The organism is Mesorhizobium sp. WSM4308, assembly GCF_002294905.1.
In the GTDB taxonomy this organism is placed as follows: Bacteria; Pseudomonadota; Alphaproteobacteria; order Rhizobiales; family Rhizobiaceae; genus Mesorhizobium.
Genome location: NZ_NSFW01000006.1, coordinates 35,752 through 53,103 on the forward strand (window position 1 = coordinate 35,752; position 17,352 = coordinate 53,103).

Annotated in this window: 16 protein-coding genes, 1 tRNA gene and 1 pseudogene; 7 read left to right on the forward strand and 11 right to left on the reverse strand. The window is 61.9% G+C overall.

Annotated elements, in window-relative coordinates; all coding sequences use genetic code 11:
* The first annotated feature begins 23 nt into the window (after positions 1-23).
* The 3 genes from CK227_RS12580 (at position 24) to CK227_RS12590 (ending at position 3,460) form a co-directional block, all read left to right on the forward strand.
* Positions 24-1,586, forward strand: a complete 1,563-nt coding sequence (locus tag CK227_RS12580; protein ID WP_095773152.1) for a sugar ABC transporter ATP-binding protein — start codon at positions 24-26, stop codon at positions 1,584-1,586.
* Complete coding sequence (locus CK227_RS12585) at positions 1,586-2,344, forward strand: SDR family NAD(P)-dependent oxidoreductase (RefSeq protein WP_245318132.1); 759 nt, start codon at positions 1,586-1,588, stop codon at positions 2,342-2,344. Before CK227_RS12580 ends, CK227_RS12585 begins: the two co-directional genes overlap by 1 nt.
* 126 nt (positions 2,345-2,470) lie before the next feature.
* Positions 2,471-3,460 (forward strand): methyltransferase domain-containing protein, encoded by a 990-nt coding sequence (locus tag CK227_RS12590; RefSeq protein WP_245318133.1) that lies wholly within the window; start codon positions 2,471-2,473, stop codon positions 3,458-3,460.
* On the opposite strand, the gene CK227_RS12595 is transcribed toward CK227_RS12590, so the two are convergent.
* Positions 3,446-5,104, reverse strand: coding sequence for a methyltransferase domain-containing protein (locus CK227_RS12595; protein ID WP_245318134.1), 1,659 nt, complete (start codon positions 5,102-5,104; stop codon positions 3,446-3,448). The two genes, CK227_RS12590 and CK227_RS12595, sit on opposite strands and share 15 nt — an antisense overlap.
* 97 nt (positions 5,105-5,201) lie before the next feature.
* Between CK227_RS12595 and CK227_RS12600 the strand changes: the two genes are divergently transcribed.
* Positions 5,202-6,479 carry a rhamnan synthesis F family protein gene (locus CK227_RS12600; RefSeq protein WP_095773154.1) on the forward strand — a complete coding sequence of 426 codons (1,278 nt, stop codon included), beginning with the start codon at positions 5,202-5,204 and terminating at the stop codon, positions 6,477-6,479.
* A gap of 29 nt (positions 6,480-6,508) precedes the next feature.
* On the opposite strand, the gene CK227_RS12605 is transcribed toward CK227_RS12600, so the two are convergent.
* The 6 genes from CK227_RS12605 to CK227_RS12630 all read right to left on the reverse strand — a co-directional run bounded on the left by CK227_RS12605 (position 6,509) and on the right by CK227_RS12630 (position 12,521).
* On the reverse strand, positions 6,509-7,414 hold the full coding sequence (locus tag CK227_RS12605; RefSeq protein WP_095773155.1) for an aldose 1-epimerase: 906 nt from the start codon (positions 7,412-7,414) through the stop codon (positions 6,509-6,511).
* Positions 7,398-7,976, reverse strand: a complete 579-nt coding sequence (locus tag CK227_RS12610; RefSeq protein WP_095773156.1) for an SDR family oxidoreductase — start codon at positions 7,974-7,976, stop codon at positions 7,398-7,400. The genes CK227_RS12605 and CK227_RS12610 overlap by 17 nt, the downstream gene beginning before the upstream one ends.
* 8 nt (positions 7,977-7,984) lie before the next feature.
* Positions 7,985-8,764 carry an SDR family NAD(P)-dependent oxidoreductase gene (locus CK227_RS12615; RefSeq protein ID WP_095773157.1) on the reverse strand — a complete coding sequence of 260 codons (780 nt, stop codon included), beginning with the start codon at positions 8,762-8,764 and terminating at the stop codon, positions 7,985-7,987.
* A gap of 84 nt (positions 8,765-8,848) precedes the next feature.
* The gene (locus tag CK227_RS12620; RefSeq protein WP_095773158.1) at positions 8,849-9,844 is read right to left on the reverse strand and encodes an ABC transporter permease; all 996 of its coding nucleotides are present in this window, start codon (positions 9,842-9,844) and stop codon (positions 8,849-8,851) included.
* Between the two features lie 60 nt (positions 9,845-9,904).
* Entirely contained in the window at positions 9,905-11,443 is a 1,539-nt protein-coding gene (locus CK227_RS12625) for a sugar ABC transporter ATP-binding protein (protein WP_095773420.1), read from the reverse strand.
* Between the two features lie 115 nt (positions 11,444-11,558).
* Positions 11,559-12,521: a sugar-binding protein gene (locus CK227_RS12630; RefSeq protein WP_095773159.1), complete on the reverse strand. Its 963-nt coding sequence runs from the start codon at positions 12,519-12,521 to the stop codon at positions 11,559-11,561.
* A 604-nt stretch (positions 12,522-13,125) separates the two neighbouring features.
* On the opposite strand from CK227_RS12630, the gene CK227_RS12635 reads away from it, so the two are divergent.
* A complete protein-coding gene (locus CK227_RS12635) occupies positions 13,126-14,226 on the forward strand; it encodes a LacI family DNA-binding transcriptional regulator (protein ID WP_179296093.1) in 1,101 nt (366 codons plus the stop codon).
* A 16-nt stretch (positions 14,227-14,242) separates the two neighbouring features.
* On the opposite strand, the gene CK227_RS36710 is transcribed toward CK227_RS12635, so the two are convergent.
* From CK227_RS36710 to CK227_RS12645, 3 genes are all read right to left on the reverse strand, one after another.
* Positions 14,243-14,328, reverse strand: a tRNA-Arg gene (locus CK227_RS36710).
* Positions 14,329-14,575: 247 nt separating this feature from the next.
* Positions 14,576-14,791: an alkylphosphonate utilization protein gene (locus CK227_RS12640; RefSeq protein ID WP_095773160.1), complete on the reverse strand. Its 216-nt coding sequence runs from the start codon at positions 14,789-14,791 to the stop codon at positions 14,576-14,578.
* Positions 14,788-14,994 carry a hypothetical protein gene (locus CK227_RS12645; RefSeq protein ID WP_095773161.1) on the reverse strand — a complete coding sequence of 69 codons (207 nt, stop codon included), beginning with the start codon at positions 14,992-14,994 and terminating at the stop codon, positions 14,788-14,790. The genes CK227_RS12640 and CK227_RS12645 overlap by 4 nt, the downstream gene beginning before the upstream one ends.
* Positions 14,995-15,099: 105 nt before the next feature.
* Here CK227_RS12645 and CK227_RS12650 point away from each other — a divergent pair, with 105 nt between their 5' ends.
* Both CK227_RS12650 and CK227_RS12655 read left to right on the forward strand, forming a co-directional pair.
* Entirely contained in the window at positions 15,100-15,372 is a 273-nt protein-coding gene (locus CK227_RS12650) for a helix-turn-helix transcriptional regulator (protein WP_095773162.1), read from the forward strand.
* Positions 15,373-15,475: 103 nt separating this feature from the next.
* Positions 15,476-16,237: pseudogene (locus CK227_RS12655) on the forward strand (YoaK family protein); the annotation flags it as partial.
* A 236-nt stretch (positions 16,238-16,473) separates the two neighbouring features.
* Here CK227_RS12655 and CK227_RS12660 read toward each other — a convergent pair.
* Entirely contained in the window at positions 16,474-17,220 is a 747-nt protein-coding gene (locus CK227_RS12660) for a fused MFS/spermidine synthase (protein WP_095773163.1), read from the reverse strand.
* Between the last annotated feature and the right edge of the window lie 132 nt (positions 17,221-17,352).

Here is a 17,352-nt window from a genome sequence, read left to right on the forward strand (position 1 = left end):
GGCGCTTTCCGAAGGGATGCGTCTTGTCCATCACCACCCCAGCGCCGCTGTTTTCGGCCACCGCCATCGCCAAGAATTTCGGCGGCGTGCAGGCGCTGCGCGGCGTCGATCTCGATGTCGTGGCCGGCGAGATCCACGCCTTGCTCGGCCAGAACGGCGCCGGCAAGTCGACGCTGGTCAAGATCCTCAACGGCGTGCATCCGGCCGGTTCCTACACCGGCACGATCCAGCTCGACGGCCGGCCCGTCAGCTTCGCTTCGCCGGCCGATGCACGATCGAACGGCGTCGGTTACGTGCCGCAGGAAATCGAGGTGCTCGAACAGCTGTCGGTCGCCGAGAATGTCTTTGCCGGCCGCACTGGGCTGGGCACAGGCATGCTGGTCCACCAGCGCAAGCTCGAGCAGCGGGCCGGCGAAATCTTTGCCGACCTCGGCATCGACATCAACCCCAGGGCCTATGTCGCGTCGCTGACCTCGGCGCAGCGTCATCTGGTGATGATTGCGCGTGCCATCGTGCTGAAGCCACGCGTGCTGATGCTGGACGAGCCGACGGCCTCGCTCTCCGGCACCGAGGTGGATGCGCTGTTCGCCGTGCTACGCCGCCTGAAGGCGCAAGGCGTGGCGATGATCTACATCACCCACCGCCTGCCCGAGGTGCTGGCCATCTGCGACCGCGCCACGGTGCTGCGCGACGGGCAGGTGGCGGTACGGATCGCGCGCGAGGACTTCGATGCCGAGACCTTCATCTTCTCGATGTCGGGTCAAAGGCTACAGCGGCTGTTTCCCGAACACGCAGCGCCCGTCGGCGCGCCGACGGCGCTGGAGGTTCGCCATCTCACGGTCGCCGGCCACAGCGGCGCGGTCCATGGCGCCAGGGATATCAATCTCTGCGTGGCGGCGGGCGAAATCGTCGGACTTGCCGGGCTGCTGGGCTCCGGCCGCAGCGAGATCCTGCACGGCATCTATGGCCGCGTTCCGGCTGACGGCGAAATCCGCGTCGCCGGCCAGAGCGTGTCGATCAAATCGCCCAGGGATGCCCGCGCAGCCGGCATTGCGCTGCTGACCGAGGATCGCAAGCGCGACGGCCTGCTGTTCAACCTGCCCGTCGGCGCCAACATCACCATCGGCAATCTCGCGCCTCTGTCGCGGCATGGCATGGTGCGCGGCGGACTGGAGCGAAGCTCCATCCTCACCGCCATGCGCGCGCTTAATGTCAAGGCGTCCTCGCCGCAGGCTTCGGTCACCCATCTGTCGGGCGGCAACCAGCAGAAGCTGCTGTTCGCCCGTGTGCTGATGCGGGCACCGAAAGTGCTGCTGCTCGACGAGCCGACCAAGGGCGTCGACGCGGCGACCCGTCATGAAATCTACCGGCTTGTGGTTGAACTCGCCGAGAAAGGCGTAGGCTTGCTGATCGTCGCTTCCGAATTGGAAGAGCTGATCGGCCTTTGCGATCGCTGCCTCGTGGTCGCCGACGGGCACATCGTCGACGAATTTGGCCGTGGCGAAGGCGGCGAGGATCGCGTGCTGCGCTCGGTGACGGCGGCGCAAGCCGAACGCCACGCCATCGCTTCACAGGCCTCAGCATGATGTTCGCCGGCAAACGCGTTTTCGTCACGGGGGCTGCCACCGGCATTGGCCGGGCGACGGCGGAGTACCTCGCCGGCGCGGGCGCCAGGGTTCTCGGCGCCGGACTGGACGGCGAAGAGGGCAAGGCCCTTGCCGGCCGCTATGACGAAAGCCAGTTGATCTTCCGCGAGAGCGATCTCACCCGTGAAGAAGAGGTTCAGTCGGCGGTGACGGCAGCCACCGAACGGCTTGGCGGGCTCGACGCCGTCGTCAACTGCGTCGGCATCTACCCAACCGGCAAGCGGCTTGAAGACGTTTCCGACGCGGAGTGGGAAAAGACCATCGCCGTCAACCTCACAGCCATTTTCCGCGTCTGCCGCGCGACCTTGCCGCTGCTGCGCGCGGCCGGCGGCGGCTCGATCGTCAACATCGCGTCCGTGCACGCCGATGCCACGGTTCCCGGCGTGCCCGCCTATGCCGCGACGAAGGCGGCGGTCGTCGGCCTGTCGCGGCAGATGGCGCTCGACTATGCCGTCGACCGCATCCGCGTCAACGCCGTGCTGGTCGGCTCGGTCGCCACCCGCATGACGCTGGACGGGCTGGAAGCGGCCGGCGGCGCCGACGCGCTGGGCCTGTCCTTCGAGCCCAACAGAATCGCCCGCATCGCCAACCCTTCGGAGATCGCCAGCGCAATCGGCTTCCTGATTTCCGACGCCGCATCCTTCGTCACCGGCAGCGCGATGCAAGTGGATGGCGGCCTGCTGGCGCGGCTTCTCTAGGGTTCAGGCGCAATCGGCTGGTTGACTGAAGATCCGATTATACTGCCTCTTCAGTTTGCCGCGCACAGGCGCTACCCTACCGGGCACAGAATTCCGCAGCCATGGCTAGCGGGGGGGCAGGCCACCATGAACATGGACTCGACCATTGCTGGTCCGACATCACATTTGACCGCCCCCGCCATCGGTAGCGAGCTTGTTTGCATCGTCGATCGCAGTTCGTGTTTCCACGGCGCGATTCACGTTTCAGGATTCACTTTTTCCGCAAAATCCCCTGTCGTTGGGCTCGCCTTGCTTCTGCCGGATGGCCGCACAGTCGTCCTGTCGCAAACTGGCCTTCCCAGTGCGGATTTGAGTCGACTCTATGGGCGGCTTGCGGCGTCGTGCCGGTTTGATGAGCGGGTCTTTACAGGGCTGGACAACGCTCAGATGCTGGATGTGAAACTCGAAATAAGATTGGCGGACGGGTCGAAGGAAGTGCGCCCGCTCGCGGCGGCAGATCCAAACGATTCGGTACTGCCCCTGGTAAACAGATTCTTTGCCGAGTTGCGGTCACGTTCCGGCGGGCATTTGCTGGAGATCGGTTCGCGCAACCGGACTGGTGCAATGTGGCGCAACAGCCTGCCGCCGGGCTGGGTCTACACCGGCTTCGATATTCTGGACGGCGAGAACGTCGACATCGTTGGAGACGCTCATGAGGCGAGCCGCTTTCTGCCTCGCAAGACCTATGACGCCGTCATGTCATTTGCGGTGTTCGAGCACCTCCTGATGCCCTGGAAGGCCGCGATTGAAATGAACCGGGTTCTCAAGACAGGCGCTCTGGGGATTATCCTGGCGCCACAGACATGGGCTCTGCACGAAGAGCCGTGCGACTATTTTCGGTTTTCGAGTCACTCCTGGAAGGCCTTGCTCAACAGATCGACCGGGTTTGAAATCATCGAAGCTATCGATGGTGTTCGGGCATACATCGTGGCCCGAGTGCACAACATATCGACGCATTTTGGCGAGATGCACACCGGAGCGTTGATGTCGGCCGTCCTGTTTCGCAAGACAGGTGAAACAAAATTGGATTGGCCGGTTTCGCTTTCCGACGTTGCCGAAGATCTATACCCTTTTTAGACCCTTTTTTGCGGTTGGCAGGGGCCGTGGTTTTTCATGCGTAGCCTTGGGGCTGCGCCTCGCCAGGATCGACAGAGACGGACCATGCTCGTTGTCCGGCGTCTCGTGTGCGATCGCCAGATCGTCGAACCCCAGTTTGGCCAGGCCCCACAGCAGATCGTCGCGATGTATCCAGCACGGTACGCGGTCCATGCCTCCGCAAAATGTCGATGCGCCAAGCGGTCCGTAGGGGCGCGGATAAAGCGTCACCGTTCGGCCGTGCCAGTCGCGTTGCTCTGGCGCTCCAAGCGCCGCGCGCCGCCGGTCGTCGGTCGGCATCGCATTGTCGTCGACGACGTGAGTCCATAAAAACAGGCGATCGGTTCGGTCCGCCAACAAGTCCAGCACGTGCAGCGGGTCCGTCATATGATAGAGAACACCGCTGGCAACGATCAGCGGCCAATGCTTTGTTTCGCTCTCCAGGAACGGAACAAAATTACCGAGCCGAAAGGTCGCGTCGCGCAAGCCAAGAATTTCCTTCGCGACCAGACAACGAAGAAAGGCATCGCGATTGGCCTCGATGGCCACGACCGACCCTGCACCTTGCGACAACAGAGTTGCGGTATGCGCCGCCTCCAGGGGACCCAGTTCGAGGACTTGCTTCCCGTTGAGCCAGCCATCCAGTTTCTCCGCGAGCCAAAGTATGCGTGGGTCCTCGTGCAAATGGGATGTGCCCGCCTGCAAGCCTTGCGCTGCCGGGAACGCGGTGACCCATTGGCCCTTGAATGCATCGATCGCATTTTGAGCTGACGGCGCTGATCCGATGTACACGGGAGGATCGACGACGGCCGCGGCGATGTGTTCAGGCCCGGCTTCGTTGATCGCGTCGAGCGCCAGGGCCAGTCTGTCGGGACCATGCGTCGCCGGCTTGGCGGACATTACCGCAAAGAACTCGCACCCTACAGTCGGGTAAAATTGCTCTTCACGAAGTCCCAGGACTCCTGCTGCGTGCAAATCCGCCATGGCCAGGCGGAAACTGGATGGCGTGAAGACCCAGGCGTGACAGTCGACATAGTCGTCTCCTTGCCTGGTTGCCATCGCGTAACCTGCTTGAGGCGTTCCGGCGAAAGCATACTCTCCCTTGAACCCTTCCAGCCAGACCTGCACGCCTCCGCGCGTTCCATGCGATGCGTGGTGATCGAACATGGCCGCCGTGCCATGCCTTTTTTGCCCTGCCATATAGGCGGCCAACAGATGGCCCGCGGTACAACTGGGGCGCAGATAATCGAAGGTGTATCGACGATCCGGAATCAAGAGATACACCCGCCCACCCGGTTTGAGTGCCCGTTCGCAGCGTTGGAGGAAATGAACAGGGTCCGTGAGATGCTCGAAGACGTGACTGGCCACTATGAAGTCGAAGCCCTCGCCAGTCAGGTCGAGTTGTCTGAATTCGCCGCCATCGTCGATGGCGTCCACCGTTTCAAGCCGTGAAACGTCGACGCCGATCGCAGCGTATTTCGAACGCAATCCGTCGGCATCGGCATGATCGACAACGAGCGTTTTGTAACCTTCGGCCTTGGGCAATATCGGCGAGTATGAAGCGCCAATCTCGATGCCGCGTCCATTCTTGCCGATTGCAGTCCGGATAGTCTTTCGGAAGTCCAAGTTCGCACCCCCAGCACCGAGCGTTGCACGTCATGAGTAAACCATTTCACAGCTTCGACTGAAGTGTTATCTGTCGGGGCCGGGAGGGGGCGCGGCCATGAAAAAGATCGGGCAAATTGCGAACTGGGCGGCCGCAGGAGCGTATGTACTGGCCGCCAAGACAATTCAGTTCCCAGGCATTCTGGCCGAACGCGAGCCGCGATTTGCTTCCGATGAGACCGTGACGCCGGCAATTGGCAATTGTTATGCGATCGTCGTCAAATATCACCTCATCGGGATTACAAGCGACTTTCTCGACCTCCTGGCGACGCTTCGTCGCCAGCACGTCAACGCCATTGTTGTCTGCAATGGCGATCTTCGTCCGGATGAACTCGCGACCTTAAGGACATTTGCGCACCGCATCCTTGTCCGTAACAACATTGGGCGTGACTTCGGAGCCTACCGTGCCGCGACCTTGCATCTGGCGCTGGAGGAACTCCGACCCGAACGTATGATCTATCTGAACGACAGTGTCATTTACATTGCCGGACCTGGCTTGGACTCCATGATCAAAGCCCTGGTTCAGAGCGACTATGACGCCGTTGGCACCTACGAGAACCATGAGTTTGCCCATCATATGGGCAGCTACGCATTTAGTGTAGCCGGCAACGTATTCGCCGATGTGCAGATTCGGCGGTTTTGGCAAAGGTACAGGCCCTACGACATTCGCCCCCACGCGATACGGAAGGGAGAACTCGGCTTTTCGCAATGCCTAGAGCGTTGTGGCTACCAGGTTGATATTGTCTATTCCGCCGACAAGCTCGCGCTTAGGCTCGACAAGATGTCGATCTCCGAGCTGGTAGCAACACTTCGTTACGTCCCTTATGGCGCGCTTCGCGGTTACGATCTTGGCCCGCTTCTGAAAGGCGCTCAAAGAACCGGACAAATGCTGGCGGGCAATCCCAAATCAAAAAGGCGTAGACAAAAACGCGGAAAAGACCCTGCCATTCTCGACCAGGAATCGCGAACGCCCACAATATCCGAATTTGGCAGGTTTTCGGCCGAAACAAAGGCCCGGCTTGAGGAAGCCGAGAAAAATGCGTCCGTGGCCATTCAGATTAGACAAGAGACGCTGGTCAATCATATGATTGGGACCATCATCAATGGCAGCCAGATACACTTCGGCTTCGGGCTCTTTCATCGGGTGATGGATAGTCCTTTGGTGAAGCGCGACCTACTTATTCGAGGGATTTTGCTTGAACATGACTGTGCTCGTATCCTCGAACATCTGACGCCGCCACGGCGGGAGCCGATCATGCGCGAGTTGTTGAACCGTGGGCGGGCCGTCAACGTGCGTGGCATGCGCCGCTTCAAACTCAGGAATGGGCTTATTTAGACGATTCGTCTTCGTCAGGCGCACCCGCCTTATGCCCCGCCCTCAAGCGCAAAGGGCGTGAAACAGACGGTGCCGGCGGCACTTTCGCCCTGGGCGAGGACGATGACGCCCTCATCCGGATCATCCCATCGGCCGCGGTTGAAAGCGCAGGAGGCGTTGGTCTGCGGCTCGACGCAGAAATATGGCTTGGTCGGATCGGCGTAAAGCATCAGGTGCTTGAAGATCGGGTCGGCCCTCATGCGCAGTCCCGCGCCCCGTGCCGGGAAGCGCAGCGTCGCTTCGCCGCCCCAGCCGCCATAGTCGTTGTTGCGCCAGCCGCCCGGCAGGGGTCTGCCTTCGGCAAAGTCGAGTTCGGGCGGCAAGGTGACGGGATCGCCCGAAATGCCATCGGGCTCTTCGAGATAGAAGCGCTCGGCCTTGAACTGCACTGTTACGTCCGGATCGCGATCGAACCAGGGATGCAAACCAAAACCGAACGGCAGGGCGACCGGACCGATATTGGTCAGCGTCATGGTCACGCTCAGTCCCTCGTCCGAAACCGCGAAAGCCTGTGTCGCGCGGTAGGAATAGGGCTCGGCTCCGGCGGCGATGACCAGCGATAGGGTTGCGTTGGCGGGACCTGACCCGGTGACCGTCCAGGCGTGTTGCCAACCGCTGCCATGGACGTTGAATTTTTCGGGCGGATTGTTGGGCAGGACCTGCCAGTGTCTTGCCCCGAAGTCGAAGGCGTTGCCGGCGATGCGGTTGGCATAGGGCGTCATCGGAAACATGGCGACGCCAAGCACATTGCCGGATTTGCGATCATCATCCGAGAGCCGCCGTATGAGGTCGAAGCCGCGCCAGCGCAACGCGCTCACGCTGCCGCCGATTTGCGGCACCAGGGCAACCTCGAGCGCTCCCGATCCGATGCTCAGCAATTCAGAAATTGCGGCCATAGCCTGCCGTCCATCCACCGTCGACGCCCAGCATCTGGCCCGTGGTGTAGGTGTTGAGCGGATCGCAGAAGAACAACACGGCCGCGACCGCTTCCTCGATGCAGCCGGCGCGGCCGACCGGCGTGTGGCTGAGCATCGCCCTGTCGCCCGAGACCATGGTTTCGTCCTCGACCGCGCCGAAGCCGACGGCATTGACCAACACCCTCGGCCCGAACTCCATGGCCAACGCACGCATGCCGGTCAGAATCGCCGCGTTCTCCATGGAAAAGCGCGGATGGCGGCGCATCGGCATGCCGGCCGTGGCCGAGACCAGGAAGACGATGCGTCCGCCGCCGCGCTCGGCCATGGCCACGGCTGCCCTGCGCGCATCGGCATGCTGGCAGCGTGGATCCTGCATCGTCGTTCCCGGGCGCAGCGGATTGGACATCAGCAGGATGTCGGCGGCATCCCCTGCTTCGACGACCGTGCCGCCATTGGCACGCAGCGCGGCAAGCACGGCGTCGACGATCGGGTTGGTCTCGCCATCGAGGGCCACCGCGGCGCCGTTGAGATCGATTTCCATCGCGCCACTCACATCATGTATCCCGCCGTCCAGCCGCCATCGACGGCCAGCACCTGGCCGTTGACGTAGCTGGCGGCCGGCGAGGCCAGGAACAGCACCGCCTCGGCGATCTCCCGCGGCTCGGCCGGACGGCCGAGCGGCACATGGGCCAGGAATTCCTGCGTGCGGCCGGCGAACTTGCCGTCATCGCCGTAAAACAGCTTGGCGGTCAGCGCCGTCATTACCGAACCTGGAGCGACCGCGTTGGTCAGGATGCCCTTGGCGCCGAGTTCGATCGCCATCGACCGCGTCAGATGGATGATGCCGGCCTTGGCGGCGACGAACGGGCTCTGCAGGCGCATGGCGGCAAGGCCGACGACCGAGGCGATGTTGACGATGCGCCCGCCCCTGCCGGCGGCGAGCATGGGGCCGAGTGCCGCGCGGCTCATAATGTAGAGGCCGTCGAGATCGATGCCGGTGATGCGGTCCCATTCCTCGGCCGGGAATTCGTCGATTGTGACACGATGCGCCAGCGTGTTGACGCCGGCATTGTTGATGAGGATGTCGAGGCGGCCGTAACGCCGCATGATCGCGGCGATCGCGCTGTCGACCGAGGCGCCATCACGGATGTCGGTGACGCAGGCCATGGCATCGGTCAAGCCGGCCGCGACCTGTCTTGCGCCCTCGCCGTCGATGTCGGCGACGACGACCGCGGCGCCATTGTCGGACAGGCGCCTGGCAATGGAACTGCCTATGGCGCCCCCCGCTCCCGTGACCAGCGCCACCTTGCCTCGCAAATCGCAGCGCATGTCCCGCACACCCCCCGAGCAATACCGGGTTATGCTATTATAATATCTACTGGAGTCGGGCAAGCCGCGGCGTTGCCGGCGCGATTATTCCGCCGGCGCGCCGGCAACGTTCTTGCGGGCGGCATCGACCATCAGCCGCCGTGCGCGGAACACGCCCCATTGCTGGTCGACGAGCACGCCGATGAGAATGACGCCGCCCATGACCGCGAAGTTGAGGGAGGACGGGATGCCGAGCAGATTGACGAGGTTCTGCAGTTCCTGCAGCAGCACGGTCCCGAGGATGACGCCGATCAGCGAGCCTTCGCCGCCGCGCAGCGAGAAGCCGCCGAGCACGGCGGCGGCAATGGCGTAGAGTTCATAGAACTGGCCGTGGCTGGCCGGCGAGATCGAGCGCGTGTACATGGCGAAATAGATCGCCGACAGCGCCGTCAGCACGCCGCAGATGACATAGGCGGCCATGACGATGCGGCCGGTGCGGATGCCGGAATATTTCGCCGCCTCCTCATTCTTGCCGATGGCGTAGAGATAGCGGCCGAACACCGAACGGTGCAGCACCACCCACATGACGATGGCGATGACGATCAGCGCGATGAAGCTGTTCGGCACGCCCCAGGAGCGGCCCGCGGTGAGGAATTCGAGCTCGGGGAAATTCTGGCCGAAGGCGAAGCCGGCGGTGCCGTCGGCGGTGTAGAAGCGGGCGACGCCGCGATAGATCAAGAGGCCGCACAAGGTGACGACGAAGGGCTGCAGCTTCAGCCTGGTGATCAGCCAGCCATGCACCAGGCCGATGATGGCGCCAAGCGCGATGATCAGCACGAAGGCCAGAGGCCAGTCCAGTTCGCGCACGGCGATGAAGTCGATGAACAGCGTTCCCAGCAGCGCCACCACCGAGCCGACCGACAGTTCGATGCCGCCGGTGATGATGACGAAGGCCTGGCCGATGGAAAGAATCCCGAACAAGCCGATCAGGTTCGAGGTGTTGGCAAGGTTGATCGGCAAGAGGAAGCGCGGATTGATGATGGCCACGATTGCGCCGACCACCAGGATCAGGATCAGCAGGCCGAGATCTTTCTTGCTCATCGTCTTCTCCCCAATGCCTGCCTAAGCAGGTTGCGCGGTCTCGCGACCCCGGCGCAAAAACTATTTCGGCTGCTTGCCCACCGCCAGCAGCAGCACGTTTTCCTGGCTGAACTGGTCCTTGTCGAGAATGCCCGATATCTGGCCCTCATGCATGACGGCGATGCGGTCGGACACGCCGATCACCTCCTCCATGTCGCTGGAGATCATCAGCACGGCGACGCCGGCATCGGCCAGCGCGCGCATCAGCCCGTAGATTTCCGCCTTGGCGCCGATGTCGATGCCGCGCGTCGGCTCATCGAGGATCATCACCTTCGGGTTCATGGCCAGCCATTTGCCGAGCACGACCTTCTGCTGGTTGCCGCCCGACAGCGTGCCGGTGCGCGTCTGCACCGACGGCGCCTTGATACCGAGATTTTTCTTCTGTTTCTCGGCGGTTGCCGTTTCGGCGCTTGCCGAGACCAGCGAGCGCCTGGCATGCGCCGGCAGATTGGGCAGCGAAATATTCTGCGCGATCGACAGGTCGAGCAGGATGCCGGTCAGCTTGCGGTCTTCCGGCACCAGGAAAATGCCTTGCGCGACGGCATCGGCCGCCGACCCCAGCACAAGCGTCTTGCCGTCGAGCTCGAGCGTGCCGCCAAGGCTGCCGTCGATGCCGAAGAAGACGCGGGCCAGCTCGGTGCGGCCGGAGCCGACAAGGCCGGCAAGGCCGAGGATCTCGCCACGCCGGACTTCGAGGTCGACCGGCCTGCTGGGATAGGTGGGGGTGCGGATGGCCTTGGCCGCAAGTGCCGTGGCGCCGGGCGCCCGCGCGGCCTCGGAGGCCTTTTCGCGTTCCTTCAGCATGCGGCCGATCATCAGCTTGACCATCTGGTCGTGATTGATGTCGCGCTTGCCCAGCGTGCCGGCCAGCATGCCGTCGCGCAGCACGACGACGCGGTCGGCGACACGCTCGACCTCGTGCAGGCGGTGCGAAATGAAGATGACGCTGATGCCGTCGGCCTTCAGCGCCTTGATGACGTCGAGCAGTTTGTCGGTCTCGGCGAGCGGCAGGCTCGATGTCGGCTCGTCGAGGATGACCAGCCTTGCCTTGATCGACAGTGCCTTGGCGATCTCGACCATCTGCTGCTGCGCGAGCGACAGGTCGGCGACCTGCGCATCGGCGGAGAAATTGGCGCCGACGCGCTTCAAGAGCGGCGCCACCATCTCGCGCAGCTTCGAGCGGTCGACGAGTTTCAGCGGCCCGGCGCGCAGCGGCTCGCGGCCGAAGAAGATGTTGGCGGCGACATCGAGATTTTCGAACAGGTTGAGTTCCTGGTGGACGAAGGCGATGCCCGAGCCCAGGCTGCCTTCGACGGTCAAGCTGTTGTGAGCGGTGCCGTCGACCGTGATCGTGCCGGTGTCCGGCGTGGTGACGCCTCCGAGGATCTTCATCAGGGTCGACTTGCCGGCGCCGTTCTCGCCGACGAGGCCGATGACCTCGCCCGGCCTGACCTCCATCGAAAACCCGTCGAGCGCGACGACGCCCGGATAGGTCTTGCGCACGTTCTCGAGGCTGAGAAACGGGGTGATTGCCGCGATGGATGTATCCGAATAATTCATCATGCCTGACAGGGATTGGCGGGCCGACTTTTAAGGCAGACTGACGCTCCTCGCGGTGTTCGTCAATGCGAACAGCCGGCTCAAGCAAGTTGAGCCGGCTGAACTGCCTGTGGTCTTAGTTTCCTGCCATCGCCTTCAGGTTGGCGGCGTAGGCGTCGACATCATCCTTACCGATGATCTTGGTCGGGATGATGATGAGGTTGCCGGCCGGGATGCCCGACTTGTCGCCCTTGAGATAGGCAGCCATCAGCTTCATGCCCTGATAGGCCCATTCGAAGGGCTGCTGCACGACGGTGGCGGCAACGGTGCCTTCCTTGACGCCGCCCAGCGTGATCGGATCGTCATCGAAACCGACGACCGTGATGGAGCCGAGCTTGCCGGCATCGCGCAGCGCTTCATAGATGCGCGGCGTGTTGTAGGAATAGAAGCCGACCATGCAGGTGACGTCGGGGCTGGCGACCAGCGCGTCCTCGACATTCTTCTTGGCACGCGCCTGGTCGATATCGTCGCCGCGCACGTCGACGAGCTCGATCTTGGTGCCGGCCAGGCCATCTTTCATGCCCTGGATGCGCTCCTTGGCGTTGTCGGCGCCGAGCAGGCCGACGAAGCCGAGGCACTTGCCGCCATTGGGCATCGCCTTCTTGGCGATTTCGGCCGCCTGCTTGCCGGCGTCGACATTGGACGAGCCGATATAGGCGACGCGCTTGGTCTGCGGTGCGTCGCTGTCGGTGGTGAACAGCGCGGTTTCAGACGCGATCTTGTTCAGGCCATCGGTCGAGGTCTTCGGGTCGACGGCCGAGACCATGATGCCCTTGACGCCGGCCGTCACCAGATCGTCCATCAGCCGCTGCTGGATGGCGACCGAGGATTGCTCGGGATATTTGAGTTCGAGATTGTAGTCGGGCAGTTCGCCCTGCGCCTTCTTGACGCCAGCTTCGGCCGCTTTCCAGAAATCGGAAGCGCCGTTGACGACGAAAGCCAGTGTCGGCTTGTCGTCGGCGCGCGCGATGGCCGTCGCCGTCAGGCCGACAACCAGGGCCGCGGCGGCCACGGATGCATTGCGTATCAAGGACTTCATGTTCAACCTCCCGTTTGGGTCCAGCCGTCGGGCTGGACCGTCTTGCTCACTAGAATTGCGTGCTCACCTGAATTTGCCGTTTGCGGCTTGGATACCCCTCCTCCTCAGGGTTTCCCGGCACTCACAAGAATGGCCTCGTTCCAGCCACGGCCACGGACTTTAGAGACTCATTCTGCGTTCGTAAATAGTCCGATTTGTCTGACATATCACTTATCCGAGACAGAGCTTGCGGAGGCAATCCGCTCGCCATCGGGTCATCGACGTTCGCTTTCCCGCCGCCCCGAACCCTACAAGGCCGGACGCGACGGATTGACGTTACAGCGCATTTTTGTATTAGTAAACACTATTAGTTTTCAGCCAATATCCGGGCACATCGTGGCACCACAGTGAACGAAGCGCTGGCGAGCCCATGCCTTGGCCGCTCGGCATACAAAGCCGTGCAGTCGTTGCTTTCCTCCCACATAAGGAGCCTGATGATCGATGGACCGCATGGCCACTAATAGATATAAACGAAGCGGCGGTTTCTATAAGCTGGCGCCGCCGCGCCATCTTGTCGGGCCGGCAGGCTGCCGCTAGACAGGCCGGGATTGGGGACAAGACTGCCATGAGCGAAACGACGGATCCGGCCATCGAGACGATCAAGCGCCGCAAGGCGCCGGCCAAGCCCAAGGGGCGGGTCACCATGACAGACATCGCCCGAGCGGCCGGCTGCTCGCAGGCGACGGTTTCCTTCGTGCTCAACAATTCGCCAGGGATCAAGCTGTCGCAGCAGACCCGCGAGCGGGTGATCGAAGCCGCGCGGGCGCTGGGTTACAGCGCGCCCGCCTTCTCGGCGCTGCGCAAGCCGGTTGCCGCCTTCGACGGGCTGGACGGAGTGATCGGCTTTGCCGTCGACCAGCTGGCGACCAGCCCTGAGGCGGTGGTGGCGATCGAAGGCGCGCGCCAGGCCTCGTGGAATGCCGGCAACGTGCTTCTGGTGGCGCAGACCATGGGCGACGCCGTGATGGAGCCGCGCGCCATCCAGGCACTGACCCGGCGGGGTATTTCGGCGCTGATCTACATGACCATCTTCACCCGCGAGATCACCGCGCCCGACTTCCTCTACAGCCTCGACATTCCGGTGATCCTGCTCAATTGCTACACGGCCGACTACGCCTTTCCCGCCGTGGTGCCCTCCGAGATCGCCGGCGGCCAGAGCTCGACCCGGCATTTGATCAGCCACGGCCACCGCCGCATCGCCACCATCACTGGCGAGCCGTGGATGCAGGCCGCGCAGGATCGGCTCAAAGGCTACCGGCGCGCGCTCGCCACCGCCGACATCCCTTTTGACCCGGAGCTGGTGGTCGAGGGCGACTGGTCGGCAAGTGCGGGCTATGCCGCGACGGTGAAGCTGCTGGCGCTCAAAGACCGCCCGACCGCCATCTTCTGCCAGAACGACCGCACCGCGATCGGCTGCTACGAGGCGCTGAAGGAAGCCGGCCTGCACATTCCCCAGGACATCTCCGTCGTCGGCTATGACGACGAGGAAATCGCCCGGCATCTGTTCCCGCCGCTGACCACTTCGATCCTGCCGCATATGGCGATGGGCCAATGGGCGATCGAACAGCTCGAGGCACCAACGGCGCCCGGACACGGGCGCTATCCCATCACCAAGCTGGAGTGCCCGCTGGTGGAGCGGGAGAGCGTGCGGGCGGTGGCGGGTTAAGGCAAATTGAGGCAGTTGGCGCGCCCGACAGGATTCGAACCTGTGACCTCTGCCTACGGAGTAGAAATCCGGAGCTTACCAAAAGATTGCTCTTTAGGCTGCAGCTCCGGCTTTCGGCCTTTCTCGCGGCTGTGCTGGGCAATGCAAATCAGCCACTTGCTCTGGTCGAGAGGATGTCGAAGTAAATCTCGCCAAAGTTCAGTCAAGCCGAACGCCTAACGTATCGAATACGAGATGGCGGCCTGTAATGAGCGGAACCTTTAGGATGGGCCTTCCTCACTCCGGACCTGCACCCTGCAACGCACGAATGCGTCTTCAATACGGTCTGCCAAATAGTGAAGAAATCCGCTCACCTACGCCTTTTCAGGAACTCTGTCCGCAGAACCAGGTTCTTGACCTTCTCGGCTCGACCCTCGACCTCATCTTCATTGCCCGTGAGGTGGATGTTTTTGATCAGCGTTCCGTGTTTCAGGGTGACGGACGTGCCCTTGACTTTGAGATCCTTGATGAGCGTGACGGAATCTCCTTCGCTCAGCGGAGTGCCGTTGCTGTCCGTGACCTTCATGATTTCGCTTCCGGCCTTTGTGTATTCAATCCGTTGAGGAGATCGGCAAGTTCCTCGGCATCGTGCCGGTTCATTCCAACGATGGTTCGGCTGCCCATCTCGGCGGGCCGTCCGGTCCAAGCATCGTTGACGGTCCAGGTGCCGGTCGGCTCCTGAAAAGGTTCGTAGCGTTGAGTCATGCGGAGACGATAATTGCCGAGCACCGTCGTGCCAAGGGCCGATCAATATTTTCTCGCTTTGTATTGATGTTTCATACGTCAATGATACCATGGTGGATATCATTTCTCATATTCAGACGCTGATACCCAATGATCACTGCTTCCCAGCTTCGTGCTGCCCGCGCCCTTCTCAACATCGACCAGAAAACCCTGGCGGAAATGGCGAGCGTCTCGCTGCCGACGATCCAACGAATGGAGGCCAGCCAGGGCAATGTGCGAGGCGTTGTCGATAGCTTGATGAAAGTGATCAACGCCCTGAACCGCGCCGGCGTCGAGCTTCTCAGCGAACATGTGCGTAGCGACGATGGCGGCCGTGGTGTCAGGTTCCGCCATCCAGACACGCTGCCGGGCAAGCCAAACTAGGCCTACAAAGCACAGCATCGACGCCACGCATTCACCGCCCCCATCTCCAGAAACACTCAATGAGCCTTTCCCGGCACATCAGCTTGCGGTCCTGCTTTTCCGCATGGAAAGATACGGTTCGCTCATGATCGTGTATCTGCGTCGGTTGACCGGAAAGGAACGAAGCGAAAGAACCGATCGGCACCTCGCCCGTTTCCTGACGTTCATCGCAGGAGCCGCCAACGCTGGCGGCTTCCTGGCGGTTCAGCAGTACACGTCCCACATGTCCGGCATCGTTTCGTCGATGGCGGACCATCTGGCACTCGGCGATGTCGGGCTGGCGCTTTCCGGGTTGGGGGCGTTGTTGTCGTTTGTCACAGGCGCGGCCTGTTCGGCAGTCTTGGTCAACTGGGGACGGCGGCAAGGCCTACAGGGCGAGTACGCATTCCCGCTTGTCCTGGAAGCGATCCTGTTGATCTGTTTCGGTCTGCTCGGCGGCCATCTTGCGCGTCATGAAGCGCTGTTTGTGCCAATGACGGTGATGCTGCTTTGTTTCATCATGGGGTTGCAGAACGCCATCATCACCAAGCTATCGGAAGCCAGAATCCGGACGACGCATGTCACGGGCCTGGTGACGGATATGGGCATCGAACTCGGCAAGCTGCTTTACTGGAACATCTCAGGCAATGACTCGGACAGACTGTTCGTGAAAGCAGATCGGAGAAAGCTGAGACTGCTTGCATCGCTCGTAGCATTGTTCTTTATCGGCGGCGTCATCGGCGCTGTGGGTTTCAAACACATCGGCTTTGCAGCGACATTGTTTCTTGCCGCCATTCTCCTTGTGCTGGCCTCCATGCCAGTCCTGGAGGATGTGTCTATCCGCATGAAGCGGCTCTGGCAGTAGCGCGACAGGGCTTTGCCACATGCCGGATTTGGCGGCACATTCGCGATGGCTGGCGACAAGATTGGTGGCCAACACGGTTCGCCTGTTATGCCGTTGCCACCTCCGAAGCGTTGCAGCGGCCCGCAGTGTGCCACCTTCGCAACTGGCTGGCGAGAGAAGCAATCGAGAACCCAGTATGACTTGGCGTTCGGCTCATGCTTTGTCAGTGGCGCCGCACCTTAGGCAGCTCGTCGTGGTACATGCCAAGGCCTGAACGCCAGGAGGCCAAGCTCCTGTTCGATCTCCTCGGCTCCGACGGACGGCGGCATCAGCAGCACTGGCTGGACGAGATCTCGTACCTTGCCTGCCATGACGAGTGCGTTGCGATCCAGAGCGCCGCGGATATCGAGCAGTCTCACATCCGCCCAGATATTGGCGAGCTTTACAGCAACGCGATCCGGCATGATGTCGAGGTCGTGACGAGCATGAACGTTACCGATCAGAATACCGGAAGAATTCTTGAGACGCGTCTGCGCCAAGCCGAAGAATGTCTCGGCGCACAAATGATCTGGGATGCGCCGCCCGGAATATGCGTCCAGAACGATAGCGTCGTAGCGATGACGGCCGGCGCGCAAAAAATCCCGCCCGTCGGAGATGAAGGAGTGAACTCCACGAGGTAACCCAAAGTATTTTCGGGCGATCTGGAAAGCCTTTGGATTGATGTCGACGATCGTAACACGCACACCAACCCTATCCAGCATCGTGCCCAGGCTGCCACCGCCACAACCGATCATCAGGACATCGGACACTCGCGCTTGTGCGAGGAGACCAAAGATGGCGTGTATATAGGGCACGACGCTGACGCCATTCGGATCGCACTCGCTTTGATAGCAGCCACCTTGGCGATAAATGAGCGAACCGGAGTCCTTGGCCCGCAGAACCTCGATGTTGCCGAAATCGGTATGATATTTCGCAACCCGGATCATCACCTTGTCGTCACAGCCAATTCCTAATCCGCCGCTCGGCTGGGTTTCCGTTCGTTGGCCCCTTCATGCGGAGCCGAGGGGGGTTCGCCCGTCATTTTGCAGCGGGCTGCTCTTCGCAATTGCAGGGCACCA

What these genes read in the sequence shown, in the direction of transcription:
- CK227_RS12585 (WP_245318132.1), top strand. Translation starts at nt 1,586, where the DNA reads ATGTTCGCCGGCAAACGCGTTTTCGTCACGGGGGCTGCCACCGGCATT.
- CK227_RS12590 (WP_245318133.1), top strand. Translation starts at nt 2,471, where the DNA reads ATGAACATGGACTCGACCATTGCTGGTCCGACATCACATTTGACCGCC.
- CK227_RS12600 (WP_095773154.1), top strand. Translation starts at nt 5,202, where the DNA reads ATGAAAAAGATCGGGCAAATTGCGAACTGGGCGGCCGCAGGAGCGTAT.
- CK227_RS12605 (WP_095773155.1), bottom strand. Translation starts at nt 7,414, where the DNA reads ATGGCCGCAATTTCTGAATTGCTGAGCATCGGATCGGGAGCGCTCGAG.
- CK227_RS12610 (WP_095773156.1), bottom strand. Translation starts at nt 7,976, where the DNA reads ATGGAAATCGATCTCAACGGCGCCGCGGTGGCCCTCGATGGCGAGACC.
- CK227_RS12615 (WP_095773157.1), bottom strand. Translation starts at nt 8,764, where the DNA reads ATGCGCTGCGATTTGCGAGGCAAGGTGGCGCTGGTCACGGGAGCGGGG.
- CK227_RS12620 (WP_095773158.1), bottom strand. Translation starts at nt 9,844, where the DNA reads ATGAGCAAGAAAGATCTCGGCCTGCTGATCCTGATCCTGGTGGTCGGC.
- CK227_RS12625 (WP_095773420.1), bottom strand. Translation starts at nt 11,443, where the DNA reads ATGAATTATTCGGATACATCCATCGCGGCAATCACCCCGTTTCTCAGC.
- CK227_RS12630 (WP_095773159.1), bottom strand. Translation starts at nt 12,521, where the DNA reads ATGAAGTCCTTGATACGCAATGCATCCGTGGCCGCCGCGGCCCTGGTT.
- CK227_RS12635 (WP_179296093.1), top strand. Translation starts at nt 13,126, where the DNA reads ATGAGCGAAACGACGGATCCGGCCATCGAGACGATCAAGCGCCGCAAG.
- CK227_RS12640 (WP_095773160.1), bottom strand. Translation starts at nt 14,791, where the DNA reads ATGAAGGTCACGGACAGCAACGGCACTCCGCTGAGCGAAGGAGATTCC.
- CK227_RS12650 (WP_095773162.1), top strand. Translation starts at nt 15,100, where the DNA reads ATGATCACTGCTTCCCAGCTTCGTGCTGCCCGCGCCCTTCTCAACATC.
- CK227_RS12660 (WP_095773163.1), bottom strand. Translation starts at nt 17,220, where the DNA reads ATGATCCGGGTTGCGAAATATCATACCGATTTCGGCAACATCGAGGTT.